Raw genomic sequence first — 23,996 nt, 5'->3', positions numbered from 1 at the left:
CCGAGACCGTCGGCCGGACACCCGGATGCCGAGTGCCCGGACACCCGCGAAACGGGCTGCAACCGGAGGCTGTGCGGCGGCGTCCCCCCGGATACGAACGGTCGCCCGACTGTCGTACCACCGGGGGGACTTCACACATGCCGATCAACGACGCCGTACCCGCGCCAGCGCCGCACGGCGCCCTGACGCCCTGTCCTAGCTGCGCGCTCACCGACCAGGTCCGCAGCGTGCCGGCCGTCCACCTGGACGAGCGGCGGAAGGTCACCGTACGCAGCTCCGGCCGCGACGGCCGCACCGAGACCCGTGAGGAGGTCTCCGCCCTCGGCCGCGCCCTGGCGCCCGCGCCGCCGACCTTCACCACGGCGTTCCAAACGCTGCTGGTCCTGGGCATCCTGACGCTGTTCGGGACGGTCGCCACCTTCACCACGGGCATGTCGAACCGCAACGCGTCCGTCCACCACGAGCCCGACCTCTCGCCGCCGGACTGGGTGACCAAGCACCCGGGGTTCCCGAACGACTTGCCCACCGAGCTCCCGGGCTTCGGCCCCAAGCCCACCCCCGCCTCCCCGGCCACGCACCCGGCGGCCCCGCTCGCCGAGGCGACCGGTACGCCGACCGTGCTCCTGGTGTCGTACCTGCTCCTGGCCGTCACGATCGCCCTGGGGGCAGGCGCGATCGCCCTGTTCCTCGCCCGGCGCCGGCACCTGGCGGGCCGGCCGCAGGCCGAGCGGCTCTGGAACCAGGCCTGGTACTGCGCCCGCTGCGGCACCGCGTACTTCCCGCCCACCGCCGGCCAGGGCACCGGCGCGCTCGGCCTCGCGGACTTCCGCCGGACCGTCTGGACGGCGGGCGGCTACGGCGACCTCGCCGACCGGTACCGGCCGTAGCCGTTCCCGACCGTTGGAGCCGGGCGCCGCGGAACCGCCGCCGCCCACCCCGAGCCCGCCGGCGGGCTCGTCCTCGTCGAGGCCGGGCCCGCCGAGTCGCACCAGGGGCCGTCGACGCGCCCGACGGTCCGGTACGTCAGGGGATCCGGTACGTCAGGGGGTCGGGCACCTCAGGGGATCCGGGCCTCGATGTGGGCGAGTTGGGCGGCGAGGATCTCCTCGAAGGCGGTGCGGCGGTCCGCGCCGAGGGGTCGGATGTCGCGGGCGAAGTGGGCCAGGGCCGGGAAGTGTTCGGGGTCGGCGCCTAGCACGGCGACGCGGAACTGCTCCATGCCCTGTTGGTACTCCTCGGGGGTGATGGTGCTGATGCCGCCCTCGGAGGAGATCAGCGCGGCGAGCAGGATCACCAGGCGGTGGTAGCGCTCCGGGATCTCCCGGTCGGGCAGGCCGGAGGCGCGCAGGGCCTGGAGCAACTCCTCCATGACCAGCCGGGATCCGGTACCGCCGGAGCCGTAGTGCCCCCAGATCGCGGCGAGTTGGGGCTGCTCACCGAAGGCCTCCCGCAGGCGCAGGGCCAGGGCGGTGACGCGCTGCTTCCAGTCGCCCTCGGGGCGGTGACCGTCCATGGTGGCCAGCAGGACCCGGTCGGCGACCGCGCGCAGCAGTTCGGTCTTGTTGCGGAAGTGCCGGTAGAGGCTGGAGGAGTCGGTCCCCAGGGTCGCGGCGAGCTTGCGCACGCTGAACGACTCGGCGTCACCCGCGCGCAGCAGCGTGGCCGCGGTGTCCAGGATCTCCTCGGTCGACCATCGCCTGCGGCCGGTCATCTCGTCCCTCTCGTCTCTCGTCTCGTTCTCCCGCCCCGTCTCCCGTCCGGGCTGAGCCTAACGTATGCACTTGTCGTTGCACGCGGTGCGTGCATAATGAGGGCATCGCGTCCGTCCAACCGTGACGACACCCGGCAGCAAGCCGGGAGGGGGAGCAGGGCACATGAGCGAGAACACGACCGCGGCACGACCGCTGGAGCCGGACTTCGAGACGATCACGACCGAGGAACTGATCGCCTACCGCGAGGCGGAGAACCGCTTCCGGGCCTCCGCCCCGGCGCGAGCCGTCCTCGGAGAACCGCACCCGGGCGCCGCCATCGAGTGGCAGCGGCTGGCACTGCCCGACCGCGACCTCCCGGTCCGGGTGTACCGACCAGCCCTGGTCGAGGGCAGTGAGGCCGGCGAGGCCGGCGCCCGGACCGCCCTGCCGCTCGTGATCCACGTCCACGGTGGCGGCTTCGTGGGCACGGCGGCGCAGTGCGACTGGACCAGCAGCCACCTCGCCGCCCGGCTGCCCGCACTCGTCGTCTCGGTCGAGCACCGCCTCCTCGCCCCCGCCGATCCGCTCCCGAACGCCGCCGCCGACGGCTGGGACGTACTCGACCACGTGGTGCGGAACGCCGCGCGGTGGGGCGTCGATCCGGCCCGCACGGCCGTGTTCGGCGAGAGCTGCGGCGCGCTGATCAGCGCCCTGACGGCCCTCCGGGCCAGGACGGCCGGCCTGGAACTCAAGGCTCAGGTCCTGGTCAACCCGGTGACCGACGTCACCGGGACGATGTTCGACCACCCGTCCATGGCCGAGCACGGACACACCTCGACCCTGGCCCTGCCGCAGCTGCGACTCTTCCAGCGGCTCGCCGTCCCGCCGGGAACCGACGCCGGCGCCGTCTCCCCGCTGCACGCGGACGACCTGGGCGCCCTCGCCCCGGCGCTGGTGGTGGTGCCCACCCATGATCCGGTCGCCGACCACGGCCGCCGCTACGCCGAGCGGCTGCACGCGGCCGGGACTCCCGTGCGGCTCTCCGAATTCCCGGGCGCCAGGCACGCGTTCCTCACCCTGCCCGGCATCGAACCGCAGGCCGAGGCCGCCCAGTCGGAGATCCTCCGGTTCCTCCGCGCGGCCCTGGCGGCGTGACGGGTCCTCACCGGCGGGGAGGCGAAGGCGGTACGGCCCAGGGACCAGGCGGACTTCGACGGTGTACTGCCGTTCCCTAATAGGACCTACCGAGGCTCCATCCGGCAGACTCGGTGCCCGGTAGCCGCTGGCAGGTGAGCACTCTTTGTTCCCTGGACTTCGAGTCCTGTTGACAGATCGTGCCCCCGCCGGTCGGCCAGGAGCGAAATCGCTGATGGGATGTCGTGCCCGCCCGATTGCGGCGTGAGTACAGCCTTATTAGGTCGCTGATGGTTCTCCTGCGGGCCACTGCCGATCGAGGTCGATGACGGAGGACGAGTTGCTGTTCGTTGGGGACGACTGGGCCCAGGACCACCACGACGTCGAGCTGATGGACGCCGCGGGCCGTCGGTTGTCCAAGGCCCGGTTGCCGGAGGGCGTCGCGGGAATCGAGCGGCTGCACGCGATGATCGGCGCCGAGCTCGGCGAGGACAGCAGGGCCGAGGTGGTGATCGGGATCGAGACCGACCGGGGCCCAGGGGTGCAGGCGCTGATCGCCGCGGGCTACACGGTGCACGCAGTCAACCCGCTGCAGGCTTCCCGGTACCGGGAACGCTTGGCGGTGTCGGGGGTCAAGAGTGACGCGGCCGACGCGCACATGCTCGCCGACATGGTGCGCACCGACTCCCACCAGCTGCGCCCGATCTCCGGGGACACCGCCGACGCGGAAGCGGTCAAGGTGGTAACGCGAACCCACAAGACCCTGATCTGGGAGCGGACCCGCACCACGCAGCGGCTGCGGCACGCCCTGCTCGACTACTTCCCCGCCGCCCTGGAGGCGTTCGATGACCTGGACGCCCCCGACGTCTTGGAACTGCTTGCCAAAGCACCTGACCCGGTAGTCGCAGCGAAGCTGACGACCACACAGATCAGTGCGGCCCTCAAGCGCGCCCGCCGGCGCAACATCGCCGACCAGGCCGCAAAGATCCAGGCCGTACTGCGCGCCAAGCACCTGGGCCAGCCCGCCGCTGTGACGGCGGCTTGCTCCGACTCGGTGCGCGCTCTTGTCGCGCTGCTGGTCACCTTGAACGAGCAGGTCAACTTCCTGCACGGGCAGGTCGAGGACTACTTCGGCCGGCACCCCAACGCTGAGATCATCCGCTCCCAGCCCGGGCTGGGCCCGATACTCGGCGCCCGGATCCTCGCAGAATTCGGCGACGATCCGCACCGTTACGCCAGCGCCAAGGCCCGCAAGAACTACGCCGGCACCAGCCCGATCACCCGCGCCTCCGGCAGGAAGAAGGTCGTGACCGCCCGGCACGTCCGAAACGACCGGCTCATCGACGCGCTGATCGCCCAGGCCTTCTCCGCGCTTCGGATCTCCCCTGGTGCCAGGGCCTACTACGAGAAGCAACGGGCCCGCGGCATCGAATTCAACGCCGCCCTGCGCCAACTCGCCAACCGGCTCGTCCGCATCCTGCACGGCTGCCTCAAGACCGGCACACCGTACGACGAGGCGACAGCTTGGTCTCAGCGGGCCCACGCTCTCGCCGCGTGACACTACAGCTCGGGCAACCGGTCAACGGGTGTGGGGGACCGCCGCTCTTCCAGCCAGTAGAGGTAGATCCGCAGGTCAGTTGCCAGGCCATCGGCGATGTAGAGCTCGAAGTCGCGGACGGCAGCGGCGATGCCCTGGCCTGCCCGGGCATCGCTCTCATCCCATTCACTCCGCTGCTCGGACAGGTACTGCATGACCTGGCTGCGGTTACGCCACCACTCTCGAACCGTTTCCGGTGTCCATCGCGAGTCACCATCACAGCCGTACCCGAGGAACGGGTCGTTGTCTGCCGCCTCGACCAGCAGGGCCGTGTCCGCAGGCGTTCTGGGTTGGCGATAGACGTACTCGCTGAGGTGTTCGCCTCCATAGAGGACGTGGGCGGGTGCCGAGAGCCGTCCCGTCCAGCAGGTGTCGGTCTCCCCGCCGTAGAAGGGCCCGGGGACGTTGAGCCACAGCCGGTCTTCCCAACGGCCCCGAAAGGCATCGCGGTCGTTGCCGAGGATGGCCACCGGGTCGAAGTAGAGCGTCATCCGCCGAGACTAAGGGCTCCCGAAATGATCAAGAAGCCCCCGCTCGCGGACACACGAGCTGTGAGAGGAGATCGTGCGCCGCACCGAGCCGGCATGAGGTTCGTTCGTTGAGCCCGGGAAAATCGTTGGACCCGCTGACGGGGGCGCGTCGTAGGGTTCGGGGCGCGGAGACGCGGTTGGCGAAGAGGGAATGGTGGATGGCGGGACTGTACGAGATCTGGCAGCGGGCGGAGGTGTCGCGCAGGCTCGACGTGTTGTCGGGCTTTGTCGTGACGTGCGTGGCGGGGGACGACGACGCGCGACGCCGTCTCGCCCAGCTGGTTGCCGGCGCGGACGCGGCCCTCTCCGCCTCGCCCCCGGATTTGATGGTCGCCTCGGAGTACCTGGACGAACTCGTATGGTGGGCTGACACGGAGTGGGCCGATCACCCCTATCGTCCCGTGGAAGCCCGGCCTGACGAGGCCGACCGGCAGACGCGTGACTACGCCAAGGATCTCCGGCACGCCGCACTCCCGGTCCGCGCCCGGGACGAGATGAGCCGCATCGAACTCAGTCTCGAGGTGCGGTTCCTGGCCTTGTGCCGCCAACCGGGGTTGGACTGTCGGATCCGCCAGGACATCTTCTACGTCGCTGGGCGTGCCGCGATGGCCCTCGACCTCGGACACTTGGAAGCCGCAGAGCGGGAGATCCGGCGCATGGAACAGGTGGGTTCCTTGGAGCCACGGGAGAGCCGCTGCGGCTGATGCGCGGCTCTCCCGTTCGAGCCGAACGACGGACTGCCCATGGGAAGGGGACTGTCTGGTCTCCGTGGGCTCACGTGCTCGCCGTTTGACTCTCCAGCTCATGGGATGTCTGTCAAGTCAGCAAGTTGAGCCAGGTGTAGCGATGGCTCGACGGCTCCGCCAGCGGAGTGTGAACGGCTGGGCAAGGTGCCGGCCAAGGTGCGGCCACTCGCAGAAGACGCAAACCGTGGCTCCGGAAGCATGGGGGAATCCACTGAATTCAAAAAAATACCCCCGTGGGTATAGTGGAGCGAGAGGCCCGTCTGAGGGTCGTCACGTGAGGAGTTGTTGATGTGCCGACGCGTTGTCTGCCGTACCTGCGGCAAGCCGTCCTATGCCGGGTGCGGCATGCATGTGGAGCAAGTGCTGGCCGGGGTGCCCAAGTCCAGCCGGTGCGGCTGCGGCAAGGATGCGCCAAAGGGCGGCGGCTGGCTGGGGCGGCTGTTCGGGCGGCGTTGACGGCCGGACCGCGGTCGGTTGGCCCTGATGGGAGAAGAGAGCCGTGAGCAGCGCCACCCCCACCCTCCGTCCCTCCGTCGGGCGGGCGCGTGATCTCCGGTTGGGGCTGCGTGCGAATCTGGCCCAGTTCTCGTTGCTGGTCGCGGTCAACGCGTTGGTGGGCGGCATGCTCGGCCAGGAGCGCACCGTCTTGCCGTTGCTCGCCGACCGGATGTTCCACCTGTCCGCCTACACCGCCGCGCTCACCTACATCGTGGCGTTCGGCGCGACCAAGGCGGTGACGAACTTCTTCGCCGGGACGCTGTCGGACCGCTTCGGCCGCAAGCCGGTCCTGGTGGCGGGGTGGCTGTTCGCGCTGCCGGTGCCGCTGCTGCTGATCTGGGCACCGTCCTGGGGCTGGGTGGTGTTCGCGAACGTGCTGCTCGGCGTCAACCAGGGCCTGGCCTGGTCCACCACTGTCATCATGAAGATCGACCTGGTCGGGCCGGGGCGCCGGGGCCTGGCGATGGGTCTCAACGAGGCCGCCGGCTACGGCGCGCTCGCCGCCACCGCGATCGCCACCGGCGCCATCGCCGCCCACTGGGGCCTGCGCCCGCAGCCGTTCTTCCTCGGTATCGCCTACGCCGCCCTCGGCCTCGGCCTGTCCGTGCTGGCGGTGCGCGAGACCCGGGAACACGCCCGCGCCGAGGCAGCCCTCCACCCCGCACCCGCGAACCCGGACCACCACGGCGAGCTGACCACCGGGCAGATCGCCCGTGCCGTCAGCCTCGCCGACCGGGCACTTTCGTCGGCGAGCTGGGCCGGGATGGTCAACAACCTCAACGACGCCCTCGCCTGGGGCATCTTCCCCCTGCTGTACGCCGCGCACGGCCTGAGCGTGGGCCGAATCGGGCTGCTCGCCGCGCTGTATCCGGCCGTGTGGGGCCTGGGCCAGATCCTGACCGGCTGGTGGTCCGACCGCATCGGCCGCAAGCACCTCATCACCGCCGGCATGCTCCTGCAGGCGATCGCGATCGCCCTGGTCGCCATCGGCACCACCCTCCCCGTGTGGGCGCTCGCCCAGGTCCTGCTCGGCGTCGGCACCGCGATGGTCTACCCGACCCTGCTCGCTGTGATCGGCGACGTCGCCCACCCCGCCTGGCGGGCCCGCGCGGTCGGCGTCTACCGCCTGTGGCGCGACGGCGGCTTCGCCGTCGGTGCCCTGCTCGCCGGAGCCCTCGCCGACGCCTACGGCCTGACCACCGCGATCTGGGCCGTCGCCGCCCTCACCGCCGCCTCCGGTCTCGTCGTTGCACTGCGCATGTACGAGACCCGCCCTCAGGGGTGAACCCGGTCCGGCGCGGGTGCGGGCTGCCCTCGCGGCGTTCGAGATCACCTCGATCCCCACGCTGATGGTGGTGCGCGTCGGCGTCGTACGCGCAGGCCGGGGCCGCTGCCCGAGCCCGCCCTGGAGGAGTTGGTCGGCAAGGCGCGCGAGGTGGACATGGACGAGGTGTGGCGCCAGATGGAGGCTTATTGATCGTTTCAGAATGAGTTGAGCGGCGAAGCACAGGCGCCGTGGGCACGCCGCAAGGCGCATCCAAGACTTGCCTGTGGATGCTCATGTTCGGCAAGGTTCCTCGGTGACCTCCTACACGCAGCGATACACCAACGGTGACCACGAAGGTGTCTGGGCGGACCTGCGCCGCCTTGGCCCCGTTCCGGACGCGCTTGATGAGGACTGCCGAGGTGTGGCGCTGGCGACGATGCAACGGGTGGCACGTCACGTGGACCGACTCGCGGAGCAACTGACTGAACTCGGACTCGTGCCCGCCAGTCCCATCCGGAAGCCAACCACGGCCGAAGATCTGCGGGATCTCGATCTTCTTCGGGCCGAGATCGGCTCCATGCCCTTGGCCCTTGATGCGTGCTTCCGCCATGTGGGCGGGGCGTGGTTCGCCGGAGACTGTCCGGCGCTGGACGAGCGCTATGCCACGGGGTCCCAGTACAGCGCCGCGCCGATCCTTCCGGATCCGCTGGCGCTTCCCGACGTGGGGCATCTGCGCGAGAGCTGGGACGATTACCAGGACGCCGTCGAAGACGACCCCGAGGTTGGTGAGGACGGGTTCTTCTTCGACTTCGCGCCGGACGAGTTGCACAAGGCCAACATCAGTGGCGCCACCCACGACATCGAGATGACCCAGAACGTGGCCGACCCGGTGATCCACGGTGTGGGTGGCCGGCCCGGCATCACGCTGGTTGAGTACCTGCGAACGTCGATTTCCTGGGGCGGTATGCCCGGTTGGTCCTTCAAGCCCGACCAGGCGCCTGCTGCCCTGGCAGCCCTGCGCGTTCACCCTGACTTCTGACGAGGTAGGTTCGGGCTGCCACGGACCATGGTGCAACCGGGGGCAGCCGGAATCTCACAGCCCCGGTCGGCGAACAGCCGCCGGGGCCTGCGCCGCGGGCGTCCTCGCAGTCCTCGGATCGGCGGTATCGCGTCCAGCAGGGGCAGCAGCTGGGTGACGTCGTGGCGGTTGCCTCCGGTGAGCGTCACGGCGAGCGGGGTGCCGCAACGGTCCACGATCACATGGTGCTTGGAGCCGGGGCGAGCGCGGTCGACGGGTGAGGGGCCGACGTGATCCCCCCCTTGAGGGCCCGGACGTGCGAGCCGTCCACGGCACAGTCGTCCAGGTCCAGCAGGTCCGCGCGGCGCAGTTCGGTCAGCAGCGAGGTGTGCAGGCGGGGCCAGAGGCCGACCTCGGTCCAGTCCCGCAGCCGGCGCCAGGCCGTGACCCCGGAGCAGCCCACGGCCTGCGCGGGGACATCACGCCATGCGACACCCGTCCGCAGCACGTAGATGATGCCGGCCAGCGCCGCCCGGTCCGGGACCCGTAGTCGCCCAGGGTGGCGGTGGCGCCGTTCGGGAGCGGGCGGCAGCAGCGGAGCCACCCGCTCCCACAGGTCATCCGGCACAAGATCAACACGCACCCAAATAGCCTGCCGACCAAGATCGTCGAGCACAGAGGGGTGCAGCTCAACTCATTCTGAAACGATCAGTTGGCCCCCTGGGCGCGGGACGGAAGTGCGCCATCACGCCTTCGCCTGGATACCCCAGTGGGTATTTGACGGGGATGTCGCGATGGAGTTACATTCGAAACCACGATGCCCCGGGGGGTATATGGAGGACTAGCGTGACCAGTGAGATCGACCTCGACACCTTTGCCTCGGCCTGGGCCGATGGCGGCCTCGTCCTGGATGTGCGCGAGCCGGAGGAGTACCAGGCGGGACATGTGCCCGGCGCGGTGCTCGTCCCGCTGGCGAAGCTGCCCGCCTGGGCCGACGCCCCGGCGGACCGGCCGGTGTACGTGATCTGCGCGAGCGGCAACCGCAGCCTGGTCGCCGCCGACTGGATGTGCGCCCGCGGTGTCGACGCCCGCTCGGTCGCCGGCGGCACCCGCGGCTGGGCCCGCGTCGGGCGCCCCCTCGTCACCGGCTCGCACCCGCACTGACCCGCTCCCGCGCCACCCGGCGCACCTTTCCTTGGCTCCCCCGTGCCTGAGCGGTCCGTCGCCGACCGGCCGCGGCCCTGTCCTGTCTGTTTCTATACCCCCATGGGTATTTCCGGCCCTGTGTGGGTCCTCGATCGGAAGGTTGTTCCCCGTGTTCTTCGCCCAGTACTACCTCGACTGCCTCTCCCAGGCGTCGTACATGATCGCCGACGAGTCCACCGGACGGGCGGTGGTCGTCGACCCGCGCCGGGACATCTCCGAGTACCTGGCCGACGCCCAGGCACGCGGCTTCACCGTCGAGGCGGTCATCAACACGCACTTCCACGCCGACTTCGTCGCCGGTCACCTGGAGATGGCCGCCCGCACCGGCGCCTGGATCGGCTATGGGCAGCGGGCCGAGACCGAGTACCCGATCCGCCACCTCGCCGACGGCGAGCGGATCAGCCTCGGCGAGGTGACCCTGCAGATCATGGAGACCCCCGGCCACACCCCGGAGTCGATCAGCGCCCTGGTCTTTGAGCGCGCCGCCGACGAGGTCCCCTACGGCGTGCTGACCGGAGACGCGCTGTTCATCGGCGACGTCGGCCGCCCCGACCTGCTCGCCTCGGCGGGCGTCACCGCCGAGGAGCTCGGCCGGATGCTCTACCGCAGCGTGCAGCACAGGCTGATGGGCCTGCCCGACGAGGTGCGGGTCTTCCCCGCCCACGGCGCCGGCTCGGCCTGCGGCAAGAACCTCTCCACCGAGAAGCAGTCCACCATCGGCGCCCAGCGCGCCACCAACTACGCCTGCCAGCCGATGAGCGAGGACGACTTCGTCGCCATCGTCACCGCCGGCCAGTCCGCCGCACCCGGCTACTTCGCCTACGACGCCACCCTCAACCGCCAGCACCGCGACCTGTTCGACCCCACCGCCGCACCCCGGCCGCTGTCCCTGGAGGACTTCCACACCGAGCACGCCACCGGAGCGGTCGTGGTGGATACCCGCAGCCCGCAGGAGTTCGGCACCGGCCACCTGCGCGGCGCGATCAACATTCCCGCCGACGGCCGCTTCGCCGAACAGGCCGGCACCGTCCTGACCCCCGACAGCCGCATCCTGGTCATCGCACCCCAGAACCGCGAGGAGGAGATCACCACCCGCCTCGCCCGCATCGGCTTCGACCACGTCGCCGGCTACCTGCTGGGCCCCGACGACGCCCTCGCCGCCATACCCGACCAGGTCACCCCCGCCAGCCGCCTCACCGCCGACCAACTGCGCACCGCCCTGGCCGGCGACCAGCCCCCGCTGGTCCTGGACGTGCGTAACTGCTCCGAGCGGGCGGGCGGCTTCATCGACGGCTCGATGCACATCGCACTGAGCGAACTGCCCAACCGCCTCGACGAGATCCCCACCGACCGCCCCCTGGTCCTGCACTGCGCAGGCGGCCACCGCTCCTCCATCGCCGCCAGCCTGCTGCGCCACCACGGCTTCGAGGACGTCTCCGACATCCTCGGCGGCTACGGCGCCTGGGCACTGCTCACCGAACCCGCCGCTGCCTGACCGCACCCCCATAGACGCCGGGGTCCGGCGCGCAGGCCGACCGTCATCAGCCCTGCACGCCAGCCCCCGGCACCCCGAACCGCCGGTGTCCGGCGGCAGGCCACCCCCACAGCCCCGCCGGACACCGGTGCCCCGCCACGCCCTCACTCATACCCGGGCGGGTATTCCGCCCGCCTGGCAGAACCGTCAATGGAGACCCCCATGACCACCCCCACCCGCACCCCCGCCGCAATCGACACCGCCGCCCTGAGGGAACTCGCCAGGGATGGCAGCGGCCCGCGCCTGCTGGACGTCCGCACTCCCGGCGAGTTCCACACCGTCCACATTCCCGGCGCCTACAACGTGCCCCTGGACACGCTGCGCGAGCACCGCGCCGAGCTGCTCCACCACCTCGACGAGGACACCGTCCTGATCTGCCGCTCCGGCGCCCGCGCCACCCAGGCCGAGCAGGCGCTCGCCGCCGCCGGCCTTCCCAACCTGCGCGTCCTTCAGGGCGGCATGGCCGCCTGGGAGGCAGCCGGCGGCCCGGTGACCCGCGGGGCGGCACGCTGGGAACTGGAACGCCAGGTGAGGCTGATCGCCGGTTCGATCGTGCTCGTCTCCGGACTGGCCGGCCTCGCGATACCCGGCCTGCACCTGGTCGGCACCGCCGTCGGAGCCGGCCTCACCTTCGCCGCCCTCACCAACACCTGCGCGATGGGCATGATGCTCGCCAAGCTCCCCTACAACCGCGGCCCGCGCACCGACATCGCCTCGGTGATCGCCGCCCTGAGGAGCCGGCCGTGATCACTCTCGCCATAGCGGCCTCGCTGCTGATCGGAGTCCTCCTCGGGATCCTGGGCGGTGGCGGATCCATGCTCACCGTCCCGATCCTGGTCTACCTGGCCGGCCAGGACACCAAGCAGGCCATCACCACCTCCCTGTTCGTCGTCGGCGTCACCAGCATCGCCGGCCTGATCTCCCACGCCCGTGTGGGCCGGGTGCGCTGGCGCACCGGAACACTCTTCGGTCTGGCAGGCATGGTCGGTGCCTACGCCGGCGGACGAGCCGCCGCATACATCCCCGACACCGTGCTGCTGATCGCGTTCGCGCTGATGATGCTCGCCACCGCGGCCGCGATGCTCCGCGGCCCCCGCAAGACCGCGAAGCAGGTGGACGGCGAACCCCCGCTCCACCGCCTGCTCCTGCAGGGCCTCGTCGTGGGCGCGGTCACCGGCATCCTCGGCGCCGGCGGCGGCTTCCTCATCGTGCCCGCGCTGGCCCTGCTGGCCGGCCTGCCCATGGGCATCGCCATTGGCACCTCGCTCCTGGTCATCGCCATGAACTCCTTCGCTGGACTGGCCGGACATATCTCCGGCGCCCACCTCGACTGGAACCTGGCCCTCGCCGTCACAGCCGCCGCCGTCCTCGGCAGCCTCATCGGCGGCCGCTACGCCGGACGCATCCCCCAGCACACCCTGCGCACCGGCTTCGGCTGGTTCGTCATCGCCATGGGCCTGTTCGTCCTCAGCCGCCAGACCGGCCCGGCCGTCCTGGCCGCCGTTCCCGCGATCGCGGCCTGGGTGCTGATCCAGCGCAGGCGCGCACGCCGGACCGAAAACCCACCCTCGGAAAGGGCGGTGGCGCCCACCCCGGAACCCGCTATCCGCCGCTGACTCCCACAGATACCCGCTGGGGTATCCTGAAAGGAAGCAGTAGGCATGCGCCAGGAGGAAACCGGTGAAGGTGGAAGAAGAAGCGACGAGCGCGGTCCTCAGCCGGCTGCGCCGCGCCCAGGGGCAGCTCGCCGGCGTCATCGCCATGATCGAAGCCGGCCGCGACTGCAAGGACGTCGTCACGCAGCTCGCCGCCGTCTCCCGGGCCCTCGACCGGGCCGGCTTCAAGATCGTGGCCAGCGGCATGCGCCAGTGCCTGGCCACTGCGGACGGCGACGCGCCGCCGATGTCCGAGGCCGAGCTGGAGAAGCTCTTCCTCGCCCTCGCCTGACCGAACCCGAGCGGCCCGACGGCACCCCATCCGCCGACAGGCCGCTCGTGCGCTGCTCGCGGGGACTGCCGAACATTCACGCCAGGCCATTCGCCGTCGAGTAGTCCGGTGTGTCGCGTGCTTGACCGGCTCCGTCCCGCGTTCTTCGAGGTGATCGTCTTCTTCAGCTTGGCGATCTCGGCCCGCAGGCGGGCTTCTGGGTCGGGGACGGCGCCACGCTGCCTGACGTGGTCGTAGAACTCGTTGCGTAGGTCGGGGTGCCGCTGGGTCAGCGCGTTGCGGGGAACTCCGGCTTCCTGGGCGAGGGCCACGATCGTCAGCGCGCCGGTGGAGTTCTGCGGGGTGCCGGTCAGGATGCGCTGCATGGCGGCGCGGATGCGATCGCGCTCGTCGGGGGCGGGGGTCATCTCGGCGTCTCCAGCTCGGTGATGCGGGTGCAATCGTGCTCATCGGCGTACGACCGTAGCCGCGTGGCGTTGGTCCGCAGGCGCTCGGCGATCGGGCCGGGGGTGTGCCGGGCTCGGTGGTCGAGCTGGTCGGCGCGGGCACGGAGCCCGGTGGCGTGGTGATCGGTACGCACGGTGTTGCCGCAGCCAGGGACGCACCGGTCGAGGGAGGGGACGTCTCTGACGCCTTCGCGCCTTGTCGTGCCGGTAGAGGCACAGGAGCAGGGCGTGCGGGTTGTCGTACAGGACGGTGCCGTCGCGGCCGAGGAAGGTCTGGTCGTACCGGTCGGCCCGCTGGGCGCCGTCGATCGCCCACGCCCGGGAGGATTCCACGTACGTCTCCACGTCGCCGGTCGCACCGGCCGACACGTAGAACGTCCGGGACGCCTTCGACCGCGCCACCCCGGCGGCCACTCGGCCATGGCAGTACCGCACCCCCGCAGGCGGCACATTCGGAACCTCGGCCACCGTCCCGTCTCGGCCCACGAACTCCCGCATCGCCACTGGGCTGGCGGCGATCCAGCCCGCCCGCTTCGCCCAGTCGAACAGCGACGTGAACGCCGCCAGCTCGCGATTCCACTTGGTTCCGCCAACCTGCCCGGGATTCTCCGGCGCCGACAGCCGCCAGAACTCGTAATCGTTCAGGTCCCGGCCCTCGGTCTGGAGCCACGACTTGCCCCGCCCCCACAGAAAGGTCAGCAGCAGTGCGACATCGGTGGCGTAGTTCCTCTTCGTCTCTCCTTCGTAGAAGCGGAACTTCCTCGACTGCACGTACAGGCTCAGCACCGGATCAACCGTGTAGTCCGGCGACAGGAAGATCGGACCCCCAGCCCGGACACCGGCCGCTGCCTCGCGTGCCGCGAGGTCACTCCAACCCTTCAGCAAGCCGGCTCGTACGCCCCTGCGGGCGGCTGACGGCGCTGGCGGAGTAGGCCCCGTCCGGCCAGCCGTACGCTGCGAGAGGATTCCGGCATGACGATCACACCGCGGCTGGTGGCCACGTACCCGATCCCGGACCCGGCCGGTGCCCGGGCCTTCATCGACCCCACCGGGCCCGTCCCCCGGCTTGAGGTCCGCACGGCCGGGTCGCTGCGCCTCTACGAGCTGCGGGAACGGGCGGAGCAGGTGGCCGAGTTCCCCGCACCGGCGCCCGTCGGGTGGCTGAGGGCGTGGACGGCGCCCGACCTGTCGTTCGCCGTCTTCGGCACCGCGACGGGGTACGTCGCCGTCGCTCCGGACGGCCGCACGCTGTGGGAACAGCCGTACGGTACTTGGGAGGTGGGCCGCTGGGGCTACCTCGCGTTCTCGGCGGGCGGCGCCGACCGGGAGCTGCGGATCTGGCTGCGCCTCCCGTCCGGCCTGCCCGACCACACCCTGATCCTCACCCTGGACGCCCGGGGGGCGGTGCTGGCGCGCAACGTGCTGCCGTGCGGCGGCTACGAACGGTTCGTCTCCCTGCGGTGGGACGAGCACGGCGAGGTCACCGGTGTGACGGTGTCCGGGGGGCGGCAGGCGGACACCCGCTACGCGGCCCGGTGGGAGTCCGGCGCCATCGTGCTGGGCGGGCCGCTGCCGCAGGACCGGGACGCCCTGCGCCTCGGCGAGCGCGAGTACCTGGGCGCGGACTCCGGGAACACCCGCTGCATGACCGTCGACCGCAGGGGACGGGACGTCAGCTGGCACCGCCTGCCCGGCCACCAGGTCACCGCCACGCTCGCCCTGGGCGACTTCCCGGCCCCCGGCACCGGCGACTGCTCGGTGCACAACGCGCCGTACATCTCCTCCTGGAGCGGGTTCGTGGACGACGACACCGCGATGGTGACGCTCCACAACCCGTACGACGAGGCCGCGGTGTACGTGTTCGGCGAACAGGACTGGCGGGAGCACAGCCACTGGCTCGCCGACCCGGCCACCGGTGCCCTGCACGGCCGGATCGAGTACCCGATGGCCGAGGTCGACACCGTGGTGCCGGTCGGCGACGGCACCTGGATCACCCAGGAGTGGGACACCTTCCACCGCTGGCGCCGCTGAGCCGGCCCGAGCCGGGGTGTTCGGTGGTCGGGGCCGCGGCCACCGAACACCCCGGCCGGATCCGGGATCAGTGCCAGGCGGTGCAGAACGAGTAGCCGTTGACGTTGACGCACCCCCGGGTGACGATCCCCGAGTCCGGGAGTTCGTCGGTGTAGCCGCTCGTGTTGATGACCGTGTTGAGCCAGCCGTCCCACGTCCTGCCGCCGTCGCTCGACTGGTCCATGTAGACGGACCAGGACTGCCCGGGCGTGGCGCCGCCCCTCGCCTTCGCCCACTCGTGGTTGCCGATGAGCTCCGTCGCGAGCTGGACCCAGCCCCAGTTGGTCGAGACGTACTGGCAGTAGTAGGCGGCGGGCTCGTCGCAGTTGTTGTAGCGGGCGGCGGCGTGCGCGGTGCCCGACATGCCGACGAATCCGCCGCCGACCAGCGCGGCGGTGGCGATCATCGTTCCGATACGACGCATGGTTCCCTCCGTGGATCGTTGGTCCGAGGGCACCCGACACGGGTGGACCACCGCCTCCTCCGGCCGGAGGCGCTCCCCTCGTCCGTCCGCACAGCAGGTTGCCAGCGCAACGACAGGCCGGGGAACGACGTTGGCCGGACGTTCGTCCGACACTTCGCCCCGGGAACGACGACCCAGGAACGACGACCCGGGAACGATCACCCGGGAACGACGACCCGGAGAGTACGGCGGGTCGTCAGGCGTCGGTCGGCCCGGTGGTCAGGAGGGCGGTCATCCTCTCCAGGCCGGCCCCGCCGAACATGCTGTCCAGACTGGCGGCGGACTCGGCGGCGCTCGCCTCGCTGCGCGGGAAGAGGGCCTGCTCGTAGGCGGTCAGGGCCGCCTCGACGTCGCCGGGGTGGGCGACGACGGCCCGACCGAGTTCGGCGCCGTCGAACATGGCCAGGTTGGCGCCCTCGCCCGCGAACGGGGACATCAGGTGCGCGGCGTCGCCGAGCAGGGTCACGCCGGGGACGCGGTCCCAGCGGTGGCCGATCGGCAGGGCGTGGATGCGGCGCGGGTTGAGCGTGTCGGCGTCGGCGACCAGGCGGCGCAGGTCCTCGCTCCACCCGTCGAAGTGGGCCAGGACGGCGGCCTTGGCGGCCTCCGCACCGGCGGCGCTGAAGTCGAGGGTGTCCAGCCAGTCCTCGTCGACCTTGAGCGCGGTGTAGACGTGCAGGCTGCCGTCGGTCTCCCGGTGGGCCAGGATGCCGTTCCGGTCGCCGAGGCAGATGAAGAACCCGCCGCCGATCAGGTCGGCGCTGCGCGCGTGGCGGGTGTCGGCGTCGAAGAGGTCGGCCTCGATGAAGGAGATGCCGGTGTAGGCGGGCCTGGCGTCCGAGAGCAGCGGCCGGATCCGCGACCAGGCGCCGTCCGCCCCGATCAGCAGGTCGGTGGTGATGGCGGTGCCGTCGGCGAACGTCACCTCGTGGCGTCCGGCCGCCAGCGGGCGGGCACCGGTGACCTTCCTCCCCCAGTGGAGGGTGCCGTCGGGCAGGGAGTTCAGCAGGAGGTCCCGGAGGTCGCCCCGGTCCACCTCGGGCCGGCCGCCCGTCCCGTCGTCCTCCTGGGCCAGGTGGACGGTGCCCTCCGGGCCGAGGAGGCGCAGGGCCTGGCCGCCCGGGTGGACGATCCCGCGGAAGTCGTCGTGGAGGCCGGCGGCGAGCAGTGCCTGCTGGCCGTTCTCCTCGTGGATGTCGAGCATGCCGCCCTGCGAGCGGGCCTCGGCGCCCGCCTCCTGGTCGAAGACGGCGGCCTGGATGCCGTGGACGTGCAGCACCCGGGCGGCGGTGAGACCGCCCAGGCCGCCGCCGATGATCGCGATGGGGACGTGCGTGTTCATGCGGATGCCTCCGGGAGCCCGTGGTGCCGGGCGCCGGCCGGCGGGCGGTGGTGCCCCGCGCCCGGCCGTCGCCGCCGGGCGTCGTGCCCGACCGCTCCACCGTAACGAACATGTTCGTCACGAACAAGTTCGCCACAGGGCGTGCCACCGGGCGACACCAAGCGCGAACAGGCGCGAACAGGCGCGAACAGGCGCCGGCGGCACGGTGCCGGCACATGCGAAACGGCCCCGGGGCGGGGGTGCCCGGGGCCGTTTCGGGGGACGGTCAGCCGGCCGTGCCGGGAAGGGGCGTCCGGATGATGCCGTTGACCAGGACGTCGAAGCCCCAGGCCAGCCGGTCCTCACCCGTACCGACGAGCAGGGCCGGCATATGGGCGTTGATCATCGGATGCGTGGCCTCGCCCGCGGACCGTACAGCCTGCGTCAAGGCGTCCCAGTCCTCGCGCGAGGCGGCGTCGCGCTGCTGGGTGCCGTGCTCGGCCGCCGTGGCGGTGGCGTGCTGCAGCAGGATGTCGACGCCCCAGGCCGCCTGCTCCCGGGCGGCACCGCTGCGGGCCAGCAGGCCGAGGATCCGCTCCACCAGGCGCAGGTAGTTCTCGCCGCTGGGGCGGGCGACCAGGGCCGAGCGGGCGAGCTGCGGGTGCTCGAACAGGACCCGGGTGTACGAGGCGAGCACCGCGAAGAGCTGCTCCCGCCAGCCCTCCCCCGCCTCCCGGGCGGCCAGGTCCACCTCGCCCAGCAGCGCGTCCAGGACGGCCGCGTGCAGTTCCGCGGTGTTGGCCACGTAGACGTACAGCGAGGCCGGTCCGGTGTCCAGCTCCTGGGCGAGGCGACGCATGGTCACCTTCTCCAGCCCCTCCGCGCGCATGATCCGCACGGCCGTCTCCACGATGCCCTGCCGGGTCAGCGCAGCCTTCGCGGGGCGCTCGCGGCGGCTGACCGGTCCTCGTCTCACGTCCATGGCCCGATCGTAACGAACATGTTCGGAACGGCCTCGGGCCAGCCACCACAGTCGGCGGCCCTCATGCCCACCGGCGCCCTGCGCCGCAGCCGGTTCCGAGGCACACGCGCGCCTCGGTCGAGGCGTCTCACCCGGTGGCGATCGATGCGGCCGGGGAGGTTCGGACGGCGGCCCGCGATCTTGTGGCGATCCGGCGGATCGGCCGGCTCACGCCTGGTACTCGGTGAGATCGATGGCGTGAACGCGCAGCGGATAGCCGTACACCGGGTGCTCCGTCTCACGTTCCGGCACCATGCCGAGCTTGCGAATGACGTTCTCAGAGGCGTCGTCACCCACTCGGTTGATGCTGATGACGCGGTCGAGGCCACGATCCTGGAGTGCGAACTCCAGGGTGGCCTGGGCGGCTTCGGACGCGTATCCCTGACCCCAGAACTGTCGGCCGAGCCGCCAGCTGATCGCCACGTCCGGCAGCACCTCCGGCAGGAATTCAGGCATGGACAGACCCGTGAAGCCGGCCAGCTCACCCGAGGCCAGCATCTCGACGGCGAAGAGGCCGAAGCCCTCGTCGTCCCACTCCTCCTCCCACCTCTCGATGGCCTCAGCCGTCTCGTCGAGGTCGCGCACCGAGCCGTCGTCGATCCACCGCATGACCTCCGGGTCGGCGTTGATGTCCACCATCGGCGCGAGGTCGTCGTCACGCCAGCGACGGAGGAGGAGGCGGGGGGTGTGGATCTCGGTCATGGGCCCATCTTGCCGGAGGCGAGGGCCTCATCGACAATCGGCCCACCACCACAGTGTTGACGGAGTAACGTCAAGAGTTCGCCGACGCCGCCCCGGTCCTCGAAGGACCGGTGAGGTCGGCCACCACCAGCTCGGCCGCCCGTACCGGGTCCCCTCCGGCACGGGTGAGCAGCGGGGCCACGTCGTAGGCCGCGTCGACCGTCCCCCGATGGGTCACTGTCATCCCGTGCACGGGCTGGTAGCGCGGTGAGCTGAGTGCCGCGCCGATGTCGGGGCGGAGCCGCTCCAACTCCACGACGACCGTCCAGGCGTCGTCCTCGATCCGGGCTCGCCGTACCGGGTCGCAGGCCTCGATGGCCTGGTCGGTTGCGGGTGGGTCGGGCTCGCAGGCGGCCAGAGCCGACAGGAGTTCGGGGACGCCCAGGACTGCCGCCGCGTGCAGGGTGAAGTGGTGGGACCAGCCGTCGGAGTGCAGCAGTTGCGCGATCAGTGGGACGGCTCGCAGGTCGTGCCGTACGGCCAGCCCTCGCGCGCCCTCCTCCCGGACCTCGCCGCACTCATCGGTGGTGCACTTCCACAGCGCGTCCCTGATGGCGGCCGTGTCCTGCTCCAGTTGGAATCCCAGCGTGAAGGCCGCCCACTCGCGGACCTCGGGGTCCTGGTCCCGGGTGAGCCGGATCAGCGCCCGGATGTCGGGCCCGTCGGGCAGTCCGCTGTTGACGGAGCTGAAGGTCGAGGCGACATGCCGCCGCAGATCGGTGTCCTCGTGTCCGGAAAGCCTTGCCAGCAGGGGAACGGCGCGCGGGTCCTGCGTCCGGCCCAGGGCGCAGACGAGGGAGCTCAGCACGCAGCTCTCCGTCTCCGTTTCGGCCAGCGCCATCAGGGCGGTGGCCGCCTCGCGACGCAGGGACTCGTGCGCACCGTCGGCCGCGTATCCCACCAGGTCGCAGCCCACCGTCCGCTCCAGGGGATCAGCCGCCCCCAGCAGCCCCGACCCGCAGCGCAACGCGGTCTCCTCGCCCTCCCCCTTGACCGCCTCACTGACCAGATTCCAGTAGGCGTGGCCGTCGTCGTCCGCCTCCGCTGCCTGCGCCACTCGCGCCGCAGTCACCAAGCGCCCCGCCAGCCCCACCGCGTTGTCCATGTGCGCATCTTGCCCGAAGGGCCGCGTGCCGGGCACCGGGTTTCTCCGCCGGACCCGCACCGGCACTCCGACCAACTGCACCGCCCATGCGGGGCCGACGGCCGCAGGGTTCGACCTCGCGCTCGCACCGGCACCGCCGCCCGCCCTCGTCCGAAAACAGACGGTTGTCGGTAATGAACGGTTGTGTTCCCTATCTCCCCGGGGCTACGGTCGGTGGTAGCGAACGGACTCCGTTCACTCACCGTCGTTCGACCCCACGCCATTGGGGGACCCTGCCATGGCAACCCCGCGCACCCTGCCGCTCGCACCGCCCGCGTCCGCACGACGCGGCCAGCACCCAGGGATAGCCCTCACCGTCATCGCGGCCACCCAGCTCATGATCGTTCTGGACATCACGATCGTGAACATCGCCCTGCCGCACATCCAGCAGGCCTTGAGCTTCTCCACCACCAACCTGTCCTGGGTGATCAACGCCTACACGCTGACCTTCGGCGGGCTGCTGCTGCTCGGCGGGCGGGCCGGTGACATCCTCGGGCGCCGGCGGGTGTTCATCGTCGGCGTGCTGGTGTTCAGCCTGGCCTCGCTGCTCGGCGGGGTCGCCCAGAACGCCCCCTGGCTGCTGGCGGCCCGGGCGTTGCAGGGCGTGGGCGGCGCGATCGCCTCGCCCACGGCGCTGGCGCTGATCGCCACCAACTTCAAGGAGGGCCCGGAACGCAACCGGGCCTTCGGTGTCTACTCCGCCGTGGCCGGTGCGGGCGGTGCGGTGGGTCTGCTGCTCGGCGGCATGCTGACCTCCTGGCTGTCCTGGCGCTGGGTGCTGTTCGTCAATGTGCCGATCGGCATCGCGATCGCGCTGCTGGCGCCGCTCTACATCAACGAATCCGAACGGCACCCCGGGCGCTTCGACCTGCCCGGCGCGTTCACCGCCACCGCGGGCATGGTCTCCCTGGTCTACGGCTTCATCCGGGCCTCCGACCACGGCTGGACGGACGCCGTCACGCTGACCGCCTTCGGCCTGGCCGTACTGCTGCTGGCCGCCTTCCTGCTGAACGAGCGGCGGGTGGCGCAGCCGATCACCCCGCTGCACCTGTTCCGCGACCGCAACCGCTCCGGCGCGTACGGGCTGATGCTGTGCGTGGCCGCGACGATGTTCAGCATCTTCTTCTTCATCACCCTGTTCGTGCAGGAGATCCTCGGGTTCAGCCCACTGCGCGCGGGCTTCGCCTTCCTGCCCATCAGCGTGGCCATCGTCGCGGCCGCCCAGTTCGCCGCGCGCAACCAGATCCGGTGGGGCCCCAAGCCGTTCCTGGTCACCGGGTCGGTCCTGGTCCTCAGCGGGGTGTTCTGGGCGACCCGCATCGACGTCCACAGCACCTACGCGGACGGCATCCTCGGACCGACACTGCTGTTCGGCTTCGGGATGGGCTCGATCTTCGTGCCGGTGATGCTCACCGCCGTCTCGCACGTGGCACCGAACGAGACCGGCGCGGCCACCGGCATGCTCAACACCACGCAGCAGGTGGGCGGTTCGCTCGGCCTGTCGATCCTGGTCACGGTGTACGGCACCGCCAGCCGCAACGAGGCCAAGCAGCAGGTCGGGGCGTTCCTGCGGCAGGCGACGCCGGGGCAGGCCCTCCAGTTCAAGGCGAGCGGGAACCTGCCGGCGCCGTACTCCTCGGAGGTGCTGGTGCACGGCATCGCGACGGCCTTCCAGCTGGGGCTGGTGTTCGCGTCGCTGGCGGTGCTGATCGCGGTGTTCGTCATCAAGGTGCGGCGGGTGCCCGAGGCGGCGCACGTCAGCCCTTCGGGGGGCGGTACTTGACAGGGCGTCGGGGCGTCCAGGACAGTCCTTTACGCAAATGGTTTTCATCTTCGTTAACCATTCCCCGTCCGCGCCCAGCGCGCGCCCGCGAAAGAGGACCCCCATGTCGCTCGACGTCTCCCCCGCCCTGCTCGACCAGGCCCGCGCCGGCCACGTGGAGCAGGCCGACTTCCTCGACACCGTCCGCGCCTCGCTCCCGTACGCCTACCAGGTCGTCGCCGGGCTCAGCACCGAACTCGCGGCCACCGGCGACGAGTTCACCACCGACAACACCACGCCCAGCGACCAGCAGCGCGCCCAGCTGCTGCGCGCGCTGGCCAGCAACGCCATCCGCGGCAGCCTGGAGGAGCACTTCGGCGTGAAGCTGGCCTTCGTCAACTGCCACCGGGTCGGCGCCTTCCGCCCCGGGACGGAGTCCAGCGAGGCGTACCGCGAGTTCACCTCGCTGCACAACCAGATCCGCAACCAGAGCCCGGAGCTGCGCAGCTGCTGATCCCCCCGGCCCCGCGCCCGGCTCCGGCGGGCGCCCGCCCTCCTGGGACGGGGGCCGCCGGAGCGGGGCGCGACCCGGCGCCGCGTTTCCGCCCGTTGCGCCGGGTTGCGTCGGGTTGCGTCGGGTTGCGAACCGTTGTCCGGATCGTGCGCCGATCTTGTGGCGCCGCGGACGGCCTGCGTACGGTCGACGGGCACCACCCGTCCGGCCCCCACCGGGGCCGCAAGAGCCCACGCGGAGCCGCCACCATGCCGACCTCCCCACGCCCGCTGCGGAAACTCGGCTTCCTGACCATCGGGCTCTTCGACGAGGCCGACCCGCACCGAGGCCACGAATCCACCCTCGAACTGATCACCCTCGGTGAGCAGCTCGGCTTCGACAGCGCCTGGCTGCGCCACCGCCACCTCCAGTACGGGATCTCCTCCCCCGTCGCCGTCCTCGCCGCCGCCACCCAACGCACCCGGCACATCCAGCTCGGCACCGCCGTCACCCCGCTCGGCTGGGAGAACCCGCTGCGGCTCGCCGAGGACCTCGCCACCGTCGACGTGCTCTCCGGGGGCCGGCTCAACCCCGGCTTCAGCGTCGGCCCGCCCGTCCACTACGAGCACGTGCGCGGCGCCCTCTACCCCGACACCGGCGAGCAGGAGGACTTCAGCCCCGCCCGCGCCGAACGCTTCCTCGCCCTGGTGCGCGGCGAGGACGCCTCCGACTTCGCGGGCACCGAGGGCATCGAGGTGTACTCGCGCCGCGTCCAGCCGCACTCCCCCGGCCTGGCCGACCGGCTCTGGTACGGCGCCGCCAGCCTGCGCTCGGCCCGCTGGGCGGGCGAGCACGGGCTCAACCTGCTGACCAGCAGCGTGGTCAAGCCCGAACCCGACGGCGCTGAACCCGACGCCGCCGCACCGGACTTCGCCCGCATCCAGGCCTCGCAGATCCGCGCCTTCCGCGCCCACCACCCCGACGGCGAGCGCGCCCGGGTCTCCCAAGGCCTGGTGGTCATCCCCACCGACGGCGCCACCCCGGAGCAGCGCGCCAAGTACCGGGCGTACGCCCTCGCCCGCACCCCGCGCACCCTCGCCCCGCAGGGCCCGGCCCGGCTGCTGTTCGCCCCCGACCTGGTCGGCAGCTCCGCGGAACTCGCCGAACGGCTGCACGCCCACGCCGGCTACCGAGAGGTCGACGAGGTCGCCTTCGCGCTGCCGTTCAGCTTCGACCACCAGGACTACGTGCAGATCCTCACCGACCTCGCCACCCGGCTGGGACCCGCCCTCGGCTGGTCGCCCTCGGCACCCGGACAGGGCTGAACGGCCGCCGCACCCGATCACCTGGCCGCAGCCTGCCCAGCG

23 protein-coding genes and 2 pseudogenes are annotated in these 23,996 nt (G+C 71.3%); 16 read left to right on the top strand and 9 right to left on the bottom strand.

Going from position 1 to position 23,996, the window contains the following annotated elements; all coding sequences use genetic code 11:
• Positions 1 to 137 precede the first annotated feature (137 nt).
• Positions 138 to 887 carry a hypothetical protein gene (locus tag ACFWIS_RS15150; RefSeq protein WP_380455985.1) on the top strand — a complete coding sequence of 250 codons (750 nt, stop codon included), beginning with the start codon at positions 138 to 140 and terminating at the stop codon, positions 885 to 887.
• Positions 888 to 1,057: 170 nt separating this feature from the next.
• Here the strand turns inward: ACFWIS_RS15150 and ACFWIS_RS15145 are convergent, their stop codons facing one another.
• A complete protein-coding gene (locus tag ACFWIS_RS15145; protein WP_380455982.1) occupies positions 1,058 to 1,711 on the bottom strand; it encodes a TetR/AcrR family transcriptional regulator in 654 nt (217 codons plus the stop codon).
• Positions 1,712 to 1,874: 163 nt separating this feature from the next.
• Between ACFWIS_RS15145 and ACFWIS_RS15140 the strand changes: the two genes are divergently transcribed.
• Positions 1,875 to 2,846 (top strand): alpha/beta hydrolase, encoded by a 972-nt coding sequence (locus ACFWIS_RS15140; RefSeq protein ID WP_380455980.1) that lies wholly within the window; start codon positions 1,875 to 1,877, stop codon positions 2,844 to 2,846.
• Positions 2,847 to 3,165: 319 nt separating this feature from the next.
• A complete protein-coding gene (locus tag ACFWIS_RS15135; RefSeq protein WP_380456039.1) occupies positions 3,166 to 4,383 on the top strand; it encodes an IS110 family transposase in 1,218 nt (405 codons plus the stop codon).
• A 2-nt stretch (positions 4,384 to 4,385) separates the two neighbouring features.
• On the opposite strand, the gene ACFWIS_RS15130 is transcribed toward ACFWIS_RS15135, so the two are convergent.
• Positions 4,386 to 4,913 carry a ferredoxin gene (locus ACFWIS_RS15130; RefSeq protein WP_380455977.1) on the bottom strand — a complete coding sequence of 176 codons (528 nt, stop codon included), beginning with the start codon at positions 4,911 to 4,913 and terminating at the stop codon, positions 4,386 to 4,388.
• Between the two features lie 197 nt (positions 4,914 to 5,110).
• Between ACFWIS_RS15130 and ACFWIS_RS15125 the strand changes: the two genes are divergently transcribed.
• From ACFWIS_RS15125 to ACFWIS_RS15110, 4 genes and pseudogenes are all read left to right on the top strand, one after another.
• Positions 5,111 to 5,656, top strand: a complete 546-nt coding sequence (locus ACFWIS_RS15125; RefSeq protein ID WP_380455974.1) for a hypothetical protein — start codon at positions 5,111 to 5,113, stop codon at positions 5,654 to 5,656.
• Positions 5,657 to 6,197: 541 nt separating this feature from the next.
• On the top strand, positions 6,198 to 7,481 hold the full coding sequence (locus tag ACFWIS_RS15120; protein ID WP_380455972.1) for an MFS transporter: 1,284 nt from the start codon (positions 6,198 to 6,200) through the stop codon (positions 7,479 to 7,481).
• 31 nt (positions 7,482 to 7,512) lie between these two features.
• A pseudogene (locus ACFWIS_RS15115) lies at positions 7,513 to 7,673 on the top strand (thiol reductase thioredoxin); the annotation flags it as partial.
• Between the two features lie 103 nt (positions 7,674 to 7,776).
• The gene (locus ACFWIS_RS15110) at positions 7,777 to 8,502 is read left to right on the top strand and encodes a hypothetical protein (RefSeq protein ID WP_380455969.1); all 726 of its coding nucleotides are present in this window, start codon (positions 7,777 to 7,779) and stop codon (positions 8,500 to 8,502) included.
• 59 nt (positions 8,503 to 8,561) lie between these two features.
• On the opposite strand, the pseudogene ACFWIS_RS15105 reads toward ACFWIS_RS15110, so the two are convergent.
• Positions 8,562 to 9,124 (bottom strand): annotated as a pseudogene (locus tag ACFWIS_RS15105) (IS5 family transposase); the annotation flags it as partial.
• Between the two features lie 203 nt (positions 9,125 to 9,327).
• On the opposite strand from ACFWIS_RS15105, the gene ACFWIS_RS15100 reads away from it, so the two are divergent.
• The 5 genes from ACFWIS_RS15100 to ACFWIS_RS15080 all read left to right on the top strand — a co-directional run bounded on the left by ACFWIS_RS15100 (position 9,328) and on the right by ACFWIS_RS15080 (position 13,168).
• Positions 9,328 to 9,645, top strand: coding sequence for a rhodanese-like domain-containing protein (locus tag ACFWIS_RS15100; RefSeq protein WP_380455967.1), 318 nt, complete (start codon positions 9,328 to 9,330; stop codon positions 9,643 to 9,645).
• Between the two features lie 151 nt (positions 9,646 to 9,796).
• Positions 9,797 to 11,182, top strand: a complete 1,386-nt coding sequence (locus ACFWIS_RS15095) for a rhodanese-like domain-containing protein (protein WP_380455965.1) — start codon at positions 9,797 to 9,799, stop codon at positions 11,180 to 11,182.
• Positions 11,183 to 11,383: 201 nt separating this feature from the next.
• A complete protein-coding gene (locus tag ACFWIS_RS15090) occupies positions 11,384 to 11,968 on the top strand; it encodes a rhodanese-like domain-containing protein (RefSeq protein ID WP_380455963.1) in 585 nt (194 codons plus the stop codon).
• Positions 11,965 to 12,837, top strand: a complete 873-nt coding sequence (locus ACFWIS_RS15085) for a sulfite exporter TauE/SafE family protein (protein ID WP_380455960.1) — start codon at positions 11,965 to 11,967, stop codon at positions 12,835 to 12,837. The genes ACFWIS_RS15090 and ACFWIS_RS15085 overlap by 4 nt, the downstream gene beginning before the upstream one ends.
• Before the next feature lie 64 nt (positions 12,838 to 12,901).
• Positions 12,902 to 13,168 (top strand): metal-sensitive transcriptional regulator, encoded by a 267-nt coding sequence (locus tag ACFWIS_RS15080; RefSeq protein WP_380455959.1) that lies wholly within the window; start codon positions 12,902 to 12,904, stop codon positions 13,166 to 13,168.
• A 446-nt stretch (positions 13,169 to 13,614) separates the two neighbouring features.
• Here the strand turns inward: ACFWIS_RS15080 and ACFWIS_RS15075 are convergent, their stop codons facing one another.
• Complete coding sequence (locus ACFWIS_RS15075; RefSeq protein ID WP_380455957.1) at positions 13,615 to 14,400, bottom strand: site-specific integrase; 786 nt, start codon at positions 14,398 to 14,400, stop codon at positions 13,615 to 13,617.
• Between the two features lie 186 nt (positions 14,401 to 14,586).
• Between ACFWIS_RS15075 and ACFWIS_RS15070 the strand changes: the two genes are divergently transcribed.
• Positions 14,587 to 15,645 carry a hypothetical protein gene (locus tag ACFWIS_RS15070; RefSeq protein WP_380455956.1) on the top strand — a complete coding sequence of 353 codons (1,059 nt, stop codon included), beginning with the start codon at positions 14,587 to 14,589 and terminating at the stop codon, positions 15,643 to 15,645.
• Positions 15,646 to 15,712: 67 nt separating this feature from the next.
• Here the strand turns inward: ACFWIS_RS15070 and ACFWIS_RS15065 are convergent, their stop codons facing one another.
• From ACFWIS_RS15065 to ACFWIS_RS15045, 5 genes are all read right to left on the bottom strand, one after another.
• Positions 15,713 to 16,108: a hypothetical protein gene (locus ACFWIS_RS15065; RefSeq protein ID WP_380455953.1), complete on the bottom strand. Its 396-nt coding sequence runs from the start codon at positions 16,106 to 16,108 to the stop codon at positions 15,713 to 15,715.
• A 235-nt stretch (positions 16,109 to 16,343) separates the two neighbouring features.
• The gene (locus tag ACFWIS_RS15060) at positions 16,344 to 17,489 is read right to left on the bottom strand and encodes an FAD-dependent oxidoreductase (protein WP_380455950.1); all 1,146 of its coding nucleotides are present in this window, start codon (positions 17,487 to 17,489) and stop codon (positions 16,344 to 16,346) included.
• Between the two features lie 265 nt (positions 17,490 to 17,754).
• Positions 17,755 to 18,450, bottom strand: a complete 696-nt coding sequence (locus ACFWIS_RS15055; protein ID WP_380455947.1) for a TetR/AcrR family transcriptional regulator — start codon at positions 18,448 to 18,450, stop codon at positions 17,755 to 17,757.
• A 207-nt stretch (positions 18,451 to 18,657) separates the two neighbouring features.
• Positions 18,658 to 19,191 carry a GNAT family N-acetyltransferase gene (locus ACFWIS_RS15050; RefSeq protein WP_380455944.1) on the bottom strand — a complete coding sequence of 178 codons (534 nt, stop codon included), beginning with the start codon at positions 19,189 to 19,191 and terminating at the stop codon, positions 18,658 to 18,660.
• A 70-nt stretch (positions 19,192 to 19,261) separates the two neighbouring features.
• Complete coding sequence (locus ACFWIS_RS15045) at positions 19,262 to 20,335, bottom strand: HEAT repeat domain-containing protein (RefSeq protein ID WP_380455942.1); 1,074 nt, start codon at positions 20,333 to 20,335, stop codon at positions 19,262 to 19,264.
• Between the two features lie 277 nt (positions 20,336 to 20,612).
• Between ACFWIS_RS15045 and ACFWIS_RS15040 the strand changes: the two genes are divergently transcribed.
• The 3 genes from ACFWIS_RS15040 (at position 20,613) to ACFWIS_RS15030 (ending at position 23,954) form a co-directional block, all read left to right on the top strand.
• Complete coding sequence (locus ACFWIS_RS15040; protein ID WP_380455940.1) at positions 20,613 to 22,157, top strand: MFS transporter; 1,545 nt, start codon at positions 20,613 to 20,615, stop codon at positions 22,155 to 22,157.
• Between the two features lie 103 nt (positions 22,158 to 22,260).
• Positions 22,261 to 22,650, top strand: a complete 390-nt coding sequence (locus ACFWIS_RS15035; RefSeq protein WP_380455937.1) for an SCO5389 family protein — start codon at positions 22,261 to 22,263, stop codon at positions 22,648 to 22,650.
• A gap of 248 nt (positions 22,651 to 22,898) precedes the next feature.
• On the top strand, positions 22,899 to 23,954 hold the full coding sequence (locus ACFWIS_RS15030) for an LLM class flavin-dependent oxidoreductase (RefSeq protein ID WP_380455935.1): 1,056 nt from the start codon (positions 22,899 to 22,901) through the stop codon (positions 23,952 to 23,954).
• The last annotated feature ends 42 nt before the right edge of the window (positions 23,955 to 23,996 follow it).

This window comes from Kitasatospora sp. NPDC127060, assembly GCF_042724935.1.
Taxonomy (GTDB): domain Bacteria; phylum Actinomycetota; class Actinomycetes; order Streptomycetales; family Streptomycetaceae; genus Kitasatospora.
This window is presented reverse-complemented; position numbering and strand designations above follow the sequence as displayed.